This window comes from Candidatus Accumulibacter aalborgensis, assembly GCF_900089955.1.
GTDB classification, from domain to species: domain Bacteria; phylum Pseudomonadota; class Gammaproteobacteria; order Burkholderiales; family Rhodocyclaceae; genus Accumulibacter; species Accumulibacter aalborgensis.
The window spans coordinates 23007-35399 of sequence record NZ_FLQX01000106.1 but is presented as its reverse complement, the minus strand read 5'-3'; the positions used below and the strand labels follow the sequence as shown (position 1 = coordinate 35399).

Annotated in this window: 12 protein-coding genes; 4 read left to right on the top strand and 8 right to left on the bottom strand. The window is 63.6% G+C overall.

What is annotated here, in order from left to right:
- Positions 1–23: 23 nt before the first annotated feature.
- The 3 genes from ACCAA_RS09490 to ACCAA_RS09480 form a co-directional block, all read right to left on the bottom strand.
- Positions 24–671 (bottom strand): TetR/AcrR family transcriptional regulator, encoded by a 648-nt coding sequence (locus tag ACCAA_RS09490; RefSeq protein ID WP_186407004.1) that lies wholly within the window; start codon positions 669–671, stop codon positions 24–26.
- A gap of 91 nt (positions 672–762) precedes the next feature.
- Complete coding sequence (locus tag ACCAA_RS09485; RefSeq protein ID WP_186407003.1) at positions 763–1980, bottom strand: patatin-like phospholipase family protein; 1218 nt, start codon at positions 1978–1980, stop codon at positions 763–765.
- 115 nt (positions 1981–2095) lie between these two features.
- Positions 2096–2653, bottom strand: a complete 558-nt coding sequence (locus ACCAA_RS09480) for a phasin family protein (protein WP_186407002.1) — start codon at positions 2651–2653, stop codon at positions 2096–2098.
- Between the two features lie 181 nt (positions 2654–2834).
- Between ACCAA_RS09480 and ACCAA_RS09475 the strand changes: the two genes are divergently transcribed.
- Genes ACCAA_RS09475 through mobA form a run of 4 tightly spaced genes read left to right on the top strand, consistent with a single transcriptional unit; the run spans position 2835 to position 6466 of the window.
- Positions 2835–4820 carry an SDR family oxidoreductase gene (locus tag ACCAA_RS09475; protein ID WP_186407001.1) on the top strand — a complete coding sequence of 662 codons (1986 nt, stop codon included), beginning with the start codon at positions 2835–2837 and terminating at the stop codon, positions 4818–4820.
- An 18-nt stretch (positions 4821–4838) separates the two neighbouring features.
- On the top strand, positions 4839–5258 hold the full coding sequence (locus ACCAA_RS09470) for a ProQ/FINO family protein (protein WP_186407000.1): 420 nt from the start codon (positions 4839–4841) through the stop codon (positions 5256–5258).
- Positions 5259–5282: 24 nt separating this feature from the next.
- Positions 5283–5846 (top strand): hypothetical protein, encoded by a 564-nt coding sequence (locus ACCAA_RS09465; RefSeq protein WP_245754523.1) that lies wholly within the window; start codon positions 5283–5285, stop codon positions 5844–5846.
- Between the two features lie 44 nt (positions 5847–5890).
- The gene (mobA, locus tag ACCAA_RS09460; RefSeq protein WP_186407033.1) at positions 5891–6466 is read left to right on the top strand and encodes a molybdenum cofactor guanylyltransferase MobA; all 576 of its coding nucleotides are present in this window, start codon (positions 5891–5893) and stop codon (positions 6464–6466) included.
- A 226-nt stretch (positions 6467–6692) separates the two neighbouring features.
- Here the strand turns inward: mobA and ACCAA_RS09455 are convergent, their stop codons facing one another.
- The 5 genes from ACCAA_RS09455 to ACCAA_RS09435 are packed head-to-tail and all read right to left on the bottom strand — an operon-like array spanning position 6693 to position 12362.
- The gene (locus ACCAA_RS09455) at positions 6693–7073 is read right to left on the bottom strand and encodes a hypothetical protein (RefSeq protein WP_186406999.1); all 381 of its coding nucleotides are present in this window, start codon (positions 7071–7073) and stop codon (positions 6693–6695) included.
- The gene (locus ACCAA_RS09450; protein WP_186406998.1) at positions 7066–8862 is read right to left on the bottom strand and encodes an Hsp70 family protein; all 1797 of its coding nucleotides are present in this window, start codon (positions 8860–8862) and stop codon (positions 7066–7068) included. The genes ACCAA_RS09455 and ACCAA_RS09450 overlap by 8 nt, the downstream gene beginning before the upstream one ends.
- Positions 8859–9575 (bottom strand): nucleotide exchange factor GrpE, encoded by a 717-nt coding sequence (locus ACCAA_RS09445; RefSeq protein WP_186406997.1) that lies wholly within the window; start codon positions 9573–9575, stop codon positions 8859–8861. The genes ACCAA_RS09450 and ACCAA_RS09445 overlap by 4 nt, the downstream gene beginning before the upstream one ends.
- Positions 9572–9862, bottom strand: coding sequence for a DnaJ domain-containing protein (locus ACCAA_RS09440; protein WP_186406996.1), 291 nt, complete (start codon positions 9860–9862; stop codon positions 9572–9574). The genes ACCAA_RS09445 and ACCAA_RS09440 overlap by 4 nt, the downstream gene beginning before the upstream one ends.
- Entirely contained in the window at positions 9855–12362 is a 2508-nt protein-coding gene (locus ACCAA_RS09435) for a tetratricopeptide repeat protein (RefSeq protein WP_186406995.1), read from the bottom strand. The genes ACCAA_RS09440 and ACCAA_RS09435 overlap by 8 nt, the downstream gene beginning before the upstream one ends.
- Positions 12363–12393 lie beyond the last annotated feature (31 nt).

The window sequence follows — 12393 nt, the reverse complement described above, 5'->3', positions numbered from 1 at the left end:
GTGCCCGCAGATGGGTCACTACGCTACGACGCGCCGTACTCGCGTGACAGCTTTTCCAGCAGCCCTTTGGCGTCACCCAACAGAAACGGCGAGACCATCGCCATCACCTGATACACGCCGCGCCCGATGCGACCGGTTTCGACCGTGCCACGCGGATCACACGCGTACTCGAACGACAGCCAGTAGGTGGCAATGACCGCCATGTTGGTCGCCAGCGCGCGCCGCTGTTCGCTGCTCGCGCGCATCGCGCCGGCTGACACCAGACCGTCGCACAAGGTCGTCGCGGTGCGCACCTTGTGCGCCAGAATCTGCTTGAAATGGATTTCGAGCACGCGATTACGCGTCAGCAGATCGTTCAGATCGCGGTAGAAAAACCGATACTTCCAGATCAGTTCGAACAGGAGGTGCAGAAACAGCCAGATGTCCTCGACATTGGCCGGGCGGCGTGTCGGTGTAGTCAGGGTTTCCTCCATTTCCCGTTCGAAGGAGGCGAAGATCGACTCGATGATCTCGTCCTTGTTGTGAAAGTGGTAGTAGAGGTTGCCAGGACTGATGTTCATCTCGTCAGCCACAACCGTCGTCGTTACATTCGGCTCGCCAAAGTCGTTGAACAAGCGCAGGCTGGTCTCGATGATCCGTTCACGCGTTCGCCGCTTCGGTTTCCTCTCCATTACCCACCCTCCGGTCACCTTCCCTGATCGTCCAGCATACCATCGCTGATCGAGTCAGGGAATGGCACTTTGGCCGGCGAGCTGGGCAGGATCAGCCATTCTGCGCCTGCAACCAGACTTCCAGCTCGCGTAACGACGAGTCCAGCGCGCTGGCGCTGGTCGCCAGGTCCGGGCGGCGCTTGTGCGACAGGAGCGAACGAGTGTGGTCCTTGAGCACGCCGAGGTTGAGATGGAGGCCATGACGCGCGAAAATCGGCCCGAGTTCATGACGGCGCCGGTAGAGGTCGTGACGCGTGCGCTGATAGGCATGCTCGCACAGGCGGCTGCGCCCGCGATAGCTGAACACATTGGTGAAGAACATGTCTGCATCATCACGCGTCGGTTCGAAGAGGACCACATCCTGGCCGGCAAACTCGAGCCGGTAACGCTCCATGCCGGTGCGCATCCGCGAATGGATGATGGCCCGGAAAGTCTGCGCCAGGACGACCGGCAAGCCCCCGTCGACCAGATGCTCGGGAGCGGGTGTCGCCTTCTCGTGCGGCGCGCGTTTGGCCGCCAGGCGGGAATCGAAGGGCACCAGCGGATTGATGCAGATTACCAGGTCGGCGCCCTCGTGCAGCGCCACCGAGGCATGTAGCGTCTTGATCAGCGCGCCGTCGACAAAATAGCGCTCGCCGATTCTGACCGGTGGGAACAAGCCCGGCAAGGCTGCGCTCGCCTGCACGGCGACCGAAATGGGCACATCGTCATGCCCCTCGGAGCCGAAGGCAACCGACTCGCCGGTGTCGAGATCGGTCGCGACCAGGAAGAGCCGGTGTCTGAGTTGACGGAAATCGTTGCTCCGCCCGCCAGTCGAGAACAGATTCCTGAGCAGTCGGTCGATGCCGACGCCATTGAAGATCCCCGTCGGAAGCGCATGACTGAGGCCCTGAAAAGCCTCGACGAAACCCACGTGCCACGGATCGGACAGATACTGCCGCAAGGACGACCAGAACAGCACCGGCACCGACAAGGCACGCCGAAAGTATTCACCGAGAGCCGGATGCAGGAGCATCTCGGTATCGAACACCTCGTTGCTGTCGTTGTCCACGAGCATCCGTGCCAGCGTCGCCGGCCCCAGCCCATTGGCGACAGCGGCCGCAATGAAGGCACCGGAACTGACGCCGACGTAAATGTCGAAGGCGCTGAAGTCGGCGCCTTCCAACGCCTCGGCCAACGCGGTCAACGCGCCGACTTCATAAATCCCGCCGACCGGACCGCCACCGGCAAGCGCCAGCCCGACCTTCGAACACCTAGTTGACGCCACCATGGAGCAAACCCTCGTCAGGGAAAGCGCCGTCTGTGGCGGCGTTGAATACCGCTTCCCGACGCCTTCGTCTTGGTGCGTGTCAGTGCACGCTGCACCCTAGCAACCGCGGACCGGATTACTCGCTGGTCTTCGGCAGGGTATTGAGCACATCAGCAGGGGTCACCGGGGGAACCGGTTTGGCAGCGGCCGGCTTGCGGACAGCCGGTTTGCGGACAGCCGGACTGGCGGCGGGTTTGGCGGCGTCCGCAACGGCCGGCGCCGGAACGTCCTTGGCAGCCGCCTTGGCAGGGGACTTCCCTTCAGTCAGAGCCTGCACGGCGGCGCTGAGTTCGACGACGCGTTTCGACAGACTGTCGATATCCTGCTTGCTGGGCACGCCAAGGCTCCCCAATGCGCGCGCGACGCGATCTTCGAAGACCTGTTCGAGGCGATCCCAGGTTCCTGCCGCCTTGCCGGCGACTTGCGCAATTTTCTCATCGGTCATCTTGCGGGTCTTCGACTGAATGCTCTCGCCTTCCTTGACCAGTGCGTCGAACACCTTGCCGCCTTCTTCCTGTGCCTTGGCAAAAGCGCCAAGCCCGGCCAGCCAGATCTGCTGGGCGGATTCCTTGACCGTCGATGCCAGTTGGTTTTCCGTCAGGCCACCGGCCAATTCTTTGAGTTTTTTGCCCATTTTCATCTCCTTGAGAGTCGTGATCAAAAGGTCAACAAGTTTTTTGCTTGCCCTTGGAAGCGAGTGTAGTGACAATATCTAGAGGACGCACACTAAAGGCCGGGCCAATGCCCCCCAGACTGCCGCAGTCTATCAAAAACACACCCCCCAGGGAGATGACCATGAATTCAGGGAGACAACCATGAACTACTTCGTCACCGGCGCCACCGGTTTCATCGGCAAACGGCTGGTCGCGAAACTGTTGACCCGCCCCGATGCCGTCGTCCATTTTCTGACGCGCGCGGTGGAACTGCCCAAGCTCGAGGAATTGTACGCCTACTGGGGCTGTGACGAGACGAGGGTCATCCCCGTTGTCGGAGATCTCACGCAGGCCGAACTGGGCGTCGGCAAAGCCGATGTTCAGGCGCTGACCGGCAGGATCGAGCACTTCTTTCATCTCGCCGCGATCTATGACCTCAAGGCCAGCGCCGAAGACCAGCAGCGGGCCAACGTGGACGGCACGCGCAATACCGTCCGCCTCGCCGAGGCAATTGGCGCCAAACACTTCCATCTGGTCAGCTCGATCGCGTCGGCCGGACTCTTCGAGGGGCTTTTTCGCGAAGACATGTTCGAAGAAGCCGAGAACCTCGACAACCCCTACTTCCGCACCAAGCACGACTCCGAAGGCATCGTGCGCAAGGAGTGCAAAGTCCCGTGGCGCATCTTTCGCCCGGCAATCGTCGTCGGCGACTCGCGCACCGGCGAAATGGACAAGATCGACGGCCCCTACTATTTCTTCAAGCTGATCCAGAAGATGCGCAAGATGTTTCCGTCCTGGATGCCGACCATCGGCATCGAAGGCGGACGCATCAATGTCGTCCCGGTGGACTTCATCGTCGCCGCCCTGGACCACATTGCCCACCTGGAGAACGAAGACGGGAATTGCTTCCACCTCACCGACCCGACGCCGATGCGCGTTGGTGATCTGCTCAATACCTTCGCCCGTGCGGCGCACGCCCCGGAAATGGCGATGCGCGTCAATGCCGCACTGCTCGGCTTCATTCCGCGCTCGATGCGCAAGGCGATGTTCGCCCTGACGCCGGTGCGCCGCATCCGCAGCGCGTTGATGAAAGACCTCGGACTGCCCGACGACATCCTCGACTTCGTCAATTACCCGACACGCTTCGATTGCCGCGAAACACAGCGCGCGCTCAAGGGCACCGGCATCGCCGTGCCGCCGCTCGATAGCTATGCCTGGCGGCTGTGGGACTACTGGGAGCGCCACCTCGACCCGGACCTGTTCATCGATCAGACGCTGCGTGGTCAGATCGAAGGCAAGGTCGTTCTCGTCACCGGCGGTTCATCGGGAATCGGCAAAGCCACCATCCGCAAGATGGCCGAGGCCGGCGCCATTGCCGTGACCATCGCCCGCGATGCGCAGGCCCTCGACGAAACCCGTCGCGAGTTCGAGGCCGCCGGACTGCGCCTGATCACCCATGCTGTCGATATTGCCGATCCACAGCAGTGTGCAGCCTTCGTCAAGTTCATGACCGAGGAGCATGGCGGGGTCGACATCCTGGTCAATAACGCCGGCCGCTCGATTCGCCGCGGCATTGAGAATTCCTTCGATCGCTTCCATGATTACGAACGGACCATGGAAGTGAACTACTTCGGAGCCCTGCGCCTGACGATGGGCTTCCTGCCGGCGATGATCGCCAAACGCAAGGGCCAGGTGATCAACATCTCGTCGATCGGCGTGCTGACCAACGCCCCACGCTTTTCGGCCTATGTCGCCTCAAAGGCGGCGATGGACGCCTGGGCACGCTGCGCCGCTTCCGAGTTTGCCGATCGCGGCATCGAGTTCACGACCATCAACATGCCGCTCGTCAAGACTCCGATGATTGCGCCGACCAAACTCTACGATCAGGTTCCGACGCTCTCCCCGGAAGATGCTGCCGAGATGATTGTTGAAGCGATCATCCACAAGCCGGTACGCATCGCCACCCGACTGGGTATCTTCGGCGCCCTGCTCCACTCGCTGACGCCGAAAGCAGCCCAGATCATGATGAACACCAGCTTCCGCATGTTCCCGGATGCCAGCGCCGCAATGCAGAAGAAAGCTGAGGCGGCAGAACAAACCGCCGACCAGATTGCTTTCTCACAAATCATGCGCGGCATCCACTTCTGACTTTTGACTTCTGAACTCATGAATACCACCACCCCAGTCTCCGTGCCCGGCCAAAACGCTCGCCAGTTACTCAAGCAACTGCAGGACCAGTTCCCGGTCTTCCGGGACTGCCTGCCACTGGCGATCGGCATCGACAAGCAACTCCTGGGCCGCCTGCCGAGCCTGGAGCGCAAGGACTTGCGCATCGCACTGGGAATCCACACGCACTCTTTGCGCTACCTCAAAACGACCGAGAAGGCTGCTGTCCGCGTGGACCTCGATGGCCATCCCGCTGGCGAGATCACCGCCGAGCACCGGACCCATGCCTCGGAACTGCTCAGGGAGCGCCTGAAGAAACAGGCGGAACAACGCAAGGCGCAGCGCGAGGCCGAGACTCTGGCTCGTCAGCATGCGGAGAAGCTGGGCCAGTTGGTCGAAAGGTTCGGCCGCAGCAAGTGAGCGGACTCCACCGGCCAGTGAGGAATGATGGGCCACGTGCTCAAGGATAGCGCCCCGCTGGAGTTGTACGCCTGGCTGGACGAGGACGCAGAGCTACCGGGTTGGGACATCCTGGTCGGCAATCCTTTCGGCAGCTCGCTGCCGAAAGACCAGTTTACGACCGTACAGAACTATTTTGCCGAGTATCACCTGGAGTATTTCCGCCAGCGACTCTACCAGCACTTCCCAAGCCGCCTGCACGCCCTGCTGCTCTTTGCGACGCGGATCGACGCCGAGACCTTCCAGGCCAGGCATCCGGCGCGGGTCTTTGGCAAAGCCCTGGTACGAGCGCGCAGCACCGGGGCCTACCTCTGTTCGTTCCACGATTCCAGTTGGCTGGACTACCTGCGCCTGCCGCACAACCTCAGCCTGGCGACGCTCGATACCGTTGCCAGCTACTACTGGCGGGGTGCTCTGGTCGAAGAAACCGGGCTGACCTACATGAATGAACGCTGGCGAGAGCCGGCGGTGATCGAAGCACTTTTTCAGGGTAGGCTCGAACCCGTCACCACACCGCCACCGTTCGGCTGGCTTCCTGGCGTCCCGTGAAAGTCGCGACCGGTGCTGGCCAGCAAGCCGTCGGCAGCGAACGGATGACTGCCGTGATCCTGGCCGGCGGCCTTGGCCGTCGCATGGGCCGAGTCGACAAAGGGCTGCAACTGCTCGACGGCAAGCCACTTGTGCAGTGGGTGCTCGAGCGTCTGGCGCCACAGGCAGACGAAGTGCTGCTCAACGCCAATCAGAACACCGAGCGCTACGAAACCTTCGGCTACCCGGTGATCGGCGATCAGATCGGCGGCTTCGCCGGCCCGCTCGCCGGCCTGCACGCGGCACTGACTCGCGCCACGCATCCGCTGGTGGCGGCCGTCCCCTGTGACTCGCCCTTTCTGCCGACCGATCTGCTGGCCCGCCTGCGGGCGGCGATCACCCTCGCTGGCGCCGATGTCGCCACGGCGCGCACGTTTGACCAGGCGCAGCCGGTGTTCTGTCTGTGTCGCCGCGACCTGCTGCCGCAGCTCACTGCCTTCCTGGCCGCCGGTGGATGTCAGCCGACTTTGTGGTATCAGACGCTGGCAGCCATCGAAGTGGCCTTCGACGACCAGGCCGATGCCTTCCGCAATATCAACACGGAAGACGATTTGACCAGCCTGAGGCGCCTCAGCCAGTAGGCCCCTGGGCAAGCAGGATCGCGATCGACGTTGGCGAAACGGCCGAATCGCTGAACGCCCTGGCTGAGCACCCGAAAAGTCTGGAGTTCGGTTGGGGTGACGTAGGAACCCCAACGTAATCCCCGCCCTTCAATGTCGGGGTTCGTGCCTCACTCCAACCTACAAACCAAAGCACAGCGCTGCAACGGTTGCTGGACGCAAATCGCCGATCGAGTTCGCCTGTTCGTTAGTCCTGCCCGACAGTCGAATCGAGGTTCTGCCATTCGCCTGGCCAGACGACGCCCGGCAGGGCTTCATCGTCGCCCGGCTCCGCTGACCAGCCGCCAGGCGCTGCCCGCTCGCTTTTCGCGGCGCTTTTCTCGTCGTCCAGGAAGCCCTTGATGGCCTGCCCGAGTCGCCGCCTGTGCATCGCCAGCGAGGCGTCGACCTGGCTACGGGCCGCCGCTCGGTCACCCAGGGCCAGCGAGCGAAGCGCTTGTTCGAGCAGGCGCCTGGCTTGCTCGATCGCCTGCTGTGCAAGCGAGAAGTCGCAGCCACAGCGCGGACAGACCGCGTTCTCCGGCAGACGTGCGCGACACGCCGGGCAGCGATCCAGGACTTCAGGCATCCAGGTAGTACAGGAGGTCGGCCAGCGCATCGATCGCCGTTTTCAGTTCGGCGTCCGATCCTGCCAGGCGGTCCTTGACGGCCTCGATGCCATTGACCAGATCTTCAGCGTCTTCAGTCCCTGAACTGGCCAGCAGGCGCTCGGCCTTCTCGGTCAGTGCCGCGGCCTCGACGCGCAGGCGCCGGCCACCTTCGACGGTCTCACCACCGGAACTGGTGACCTCCGCGCCTGGCCGCCCCACTTCGCCGTCCTGGTCGCCGAACAACCCGTCGATGCGCTCGCGCGCTTCGGCCAGCTTGTCGCCGGTAAAGCGGCTGATGGCGTTGTCGATGGTGATCGAGTGCACCAGCCCGGTTTCCTTCTCGCGCGAAGTCACCTGGAGAATGCCGTTGACATCCAGAGAGAAGGTGGTGATCAAGGCGTTACCCGCCGGCGCATCTTCGCGCAGACCCTCGATGGTGAAGCGGCCAATTTCGATGTTGTTCAATGCATCCGGGTCTTCGCCCTGGTAAACATTGATGTCGACCTTGGTCTGGCCATCGAAGATCGTGCAGAAGCCATCGCTCTTGGAGACGGGAATCGGCGTGTTCTTGCGGATCAGCGGCACGTAGCAATAGGGGTACATTTCGCCATTGAAGTATTCCAGAACGCTGGTGCCGAAAGTGTAAGGCGTGACATCGACGAGCACGGTCGGCGCCTGATCGCCGGCGATCACGGCCGCCTGAATAGCGGCGCCCATGGCCACGCAGAGGTCCGGGTCGACTTCGGCGCGCGGCTGAATACCGAGGTCCTCTTCGAGTCGGCGCTGCACGAGAGGCGTCCGCGTCGCTCCGCCGACGAGCAGGATTTCGTTGATGTCGGCCACCGTCAGCCCGGCGCCGCTCAAGGCGACATGGACGGCTTCTATCGTCTCGGCGATGTAGGGCTCGATCATCTCCTCGTACGCCAGGCGCGAGATCTCGAGCGACAGGTGCACCGGAACGTCGTCCTTTTCGCACAGGTACTCTTCGGACAGCATCGCGTAAGGTTGGTCGGAAAGCGTGATCTTTGCCGCTTCGGCGGCGTGCTGCAGGCGCGCCATGGCCAGCGGCTGCTGCCGAACGTCGATGTCGTGCTTCTCCTTCAGGTGATCGACCGCGAAGGTCACCAATTTCTGGTCGAAATCGTCACCGCCGAGGTGATTGTTGCCGTGGCTGGCGAGCACCTCGACGACATCGCTTTCGAGATTAACCACGGAAACGTCAAAGGTGCCGCCACCGAGGTCATAGACCAGCGCCTTGCGCGCGCCGCTGTGGCAGCTTTCGTAAGCCAGCGCTGCAGCCGTCGGCTCGTTGATGATGCGCACCACTTCCAGGCCGGCGATCTCACCCGCCTCGCGCGTCGCCTGGCGCTGCGCGTCGGAAAAATAGGCGGGCACCGTGATCACCGCCTTGTTCACCGTTGCGCCGATATGCGCTTCGGCAATGTCGCGCAGGCGGCGCAGGATCATCGCCGAGATCTCCTGCGGGCTGTAATCCTTGCCGGCCATCTGCACCGCGGTGTACTCGCCCATGCGACGCTTGATCGAGCGCACGCTGCGCTCGGGATGCAAGGCATACTGGTTGCGCGCTGCGTCGCCGACCAGCAGGCTGCCATCATCGGCGACGCTGACGACCGAGGGAAGAATGCGCGCTCCTGCTCCTGTTCCCGTTCCCGGTGCAACGGGGATGACCTCGACTCGCCCTTCGCGAACGATGGCCACTTCGGAGTTCGTCGTACCGAGATCGATACCGACAATGATTTCTGTCATTTTCTGTTTGCCTTCTTGCTGACAATGACCTGCGCGACGCGCAAGAGATCACCGTCGTGGAAAAACCCGCGCTGCACCTCGCGCAGGACGGTGCCATCAGCGATGGCTGCCGAATCGCTACCGGCTTCGACGCCGACGGCACGCATCCGTTGCGGATCGAGGATCTCGCCGACCACCTGCAGCGGTCGCACGCCATGGCTGGAGAGCAGGTCGTCGAGGCGCTGCAGGGTCAGCCGCAGCCCCTCTGCCAGGCTGGCGGCAAAACGCGTCGGGCCGGGAACCAGGCGCGTGAGCAGCGATGCAGGAGGCCTCCCGGCGGCGTCGACGCCGCTTTGCAGCCGGTCGCGCAGGTCGAGAATGGCGAGCAGAAACTTCTTCTCGGTCTGTCCCTGGATCGCTGCCGCCTGCTCGCGAGCACGATCGACATCGCGCTGCAGGCGCTCGCCGTGCTGGCGGAGATCGTTGCCAAAAAGGCGCAATTCTTCGAGCGTATTCTTGAACTGGCGCGATTGCAGTCGCAGCTCGCTCTTCAGCACAGCCATCTCGCTGAGCAGGGTGGCCAGGTCGACCGCCGGCGGCTCGGCAGCTGGCGCCTCGTCGTGCGCTTCCGGCCAGGTTTCACGGGGCGCTGCAGCGCGCTCGAGACAGGCACGGAACTCGTCCACCAGACATTCTCTCTCGGCCGAATCGAGGGTCATCAGGGGGTCGATCATTTTGCCCCCAGAATGCGCAGCAGGCGCCGATCGGTCGGGTGACGCGGCGCGAAATCGCTGCTCACGGCAGCCAGCAGATCGTCGATAGTGGGCTGCGAACGGTCGAACAGGCTGTGCGCAATCCGCCGACGAGGATCGGCGATGGTCTCATAGGCGGCGCGCACGCTCTCGAACCGCTCGCGGTCACGTTCTGGCGGCGATTCGCGAATCGCCGCCAGATAGGCGGCCCGAATCGTCTCGTCGTCCGCCGAAAGGTCGACGCCAAGCACGCGGTAGGGGTCAATCATCGAATAGCCCTTTCTGGCGGTCGTCCTGAACTGGCACCTTGCCTTTGAGCGGCTCGGGCGCGCGCGGCGCCGGCGTCGGCGCTTCGCGCGGCGAACGACTCGCGCCAACCTTCGCGTCGAGTTCGACAAGATAATCGATGAGCAAGCGCGCCAGCTTCTTCCGGTTGCCACCTGCCGCACGTTCCAGAGGACAGAATTCAGCGTCAGGCATGAGTTCGCGAGCCATGGTGATCAACGCCTGGTCGTTGTCCAGCGAGATCATCATCTCGAACAGCGCGTGTAGATCGGCGAACGGTGCCTCGCCGGGACCGCCGAAGACATCCGGGTCATCGAAGTCGTCCGGCCCTCCGCCTGCGAAGTCAGGCAACGGCTGGACGAGCTCGCGGATGCGCGCTACGGTACGTTGATCGCCATCGGCCTGCGCCTGCTCCGCGGCTTTTTCCAGTGCCACAATCTCTCGACTGGACATGGCGAAACGTGCCGACTTGCCATGCCGGGCAAAGATCGTCAAATACACGAAAACCGGCCGCTCCGGCCAGCGCTTGAGGCCAGCACCGGCATAGGCCTGCAACAGGGTGATTTCGTCCCGGCGCAGCAGCGTTTCGCAGATCGAGATCAGTTCGGACTCACTGAAGTCAGCGCCGGCCGCCCGCTTGAGTGGCGCCCGCAGGGGGTCGAGAACAGTCTGCAGCTTGCGCTCGTCAGCCTCGCGCAGCGCATTGATCGCCTGCACCACGGCCAGGACTTCCCGCGAGGTCGCTGCCCGCGACAGTTCGATGCCAGCGCGACGCAAGGCGCCCGCGCCCTGGCTACCGACACGACTGGATTCCAGCAAGACATGGAAAGCGGCCAGCAGCCCGCCCCCTAGTTCAGCCACGGCTACCAACAACAGCGCGGTCGCCGGAGCATCGCTGGCGCTCAGCCCACGCAGCAGCGTGGCGATGCTCCGATCGTTCGGCGAACTGAGCCATTCCTCGGCCAGGTCGAGTTCCCTGCCGGCCGCATCCGCCCGCTGCGCGCGGATCTGCTTGCGCGCGTGCGACAGGTGCGCCTGCCCAATCAGCGCGCGCACTTTCGAATTGATCGGATCGATCTCGAGCAGGCGCTTGGCCAGGGTCACCGCTTTCTTGAAGGCGTTGCCGGCCAGTGCCGTTTCGACCGCTTCGAGCAACACTGCCGGATCATTGGCAAAGCTCGCCAGCGCCCTATCGAGACTCGCGCGCGCGGCCTGGAGATCCTTGGCCTGGCGGTGGATTCTGATCAGCTTGAGGTGCGTCGCACGATCATCGGGGTCGAGCAGCAGGCTTCGTTCCAGCCAGTCGATGCACTCGGAATCATCGGCGTCGGCGTCGCCGACGATGACCTCGTACAGATGGCGGAGAATCAGCGCTGCGTGCAGCGGCGCCTTGTCGGGCGGCGACAGCAGATCCACGGCGCGCAACCAGTGCTCCTCGATCCAGCCCCCGCCATCCTGTTCGATCGCCAGCGCCAGAATGCACTCGCGCTCGGCTACTGCCAACTGACCGAAAGCACTGCGGTATTCCGCCAGGCGTTTGGCGCCATAGGGCAACAGGCGTCGGCAGAGCCTGGCCGCGCTGGTCGGCAAAACGCGGCCACGGCGCAGCAGGAGGTCGAGGACCTTGGCCGGTGTCGGCGGCGTGCCGAGCCGGGCCAGCGCGGCAACCTCGAACATCAGCGCGCGCCGATTGTCCGGACAACCCTTGAGGTCGAGCAGCAGTTGCCGGCCCTCTTCGTCAAGAGCGAGCATCGGCACCAGCCAGCGGCTGCCGGGCAGGAGAGCCGCGCGAACGACGGCCGCGAGCTTCTCGAAAGGACCGTCGACAGCGATGCGGGCCATCAGGTCGGCAGCCTGCGAAGGATCATCGCCGACCAGCAGCAACGCCTTGAGGATGAAGCGCAGATCGCGATAAGGGGAGCGAAACGGAATGGTGCGCAATTGCTCGTCGAGATCGGCCCGATCACCCCGGCAGCAAGCAGCGATCGACGCCAGCGCCGCCGCACGATGACGACGCAGCGGACGATCATCAGCGAGCTGCGCCAGCGTGCCATCGGGCGCGGTCAGCGCCACCGCGGCCAGACGCGTCTCGAGATCGGCCGCCGTCGACGGGTCGGCGTCGGCGCTGATCAGCAAGCGCAGCGCCGCGTCGTGCTCGCCGGCGCGCATCAGCCACTCGAGGTAGGGGCTGCCTCCTTCAACCAGCGGCTTATCGCACAGGCTGGAGCGATTACGCCACACCACCAGCGCCTCGGGAAACATTCCCTTGCCCGCCAGTTCGGCGGCCCGACCGGCATAACTCTGGGCCAGCGCATCGACCCATTCCGGTCGCCGCTCGCTCTTGAGCAGGTCCTTGAAGAACTCGATCGCGTCACGATAGCGACCCGCGTCGAGGGCCTGTCTGGCGCGCGTCGCGGGCGAAACCGCTGCGCTGGGGGGCGTTTGCCGGGAGGCTGGAGGGGGTGTTCGGTGCTTTCTCGACATCAAGACAGGTCAGGTGGAGGGCCAGGGAAAG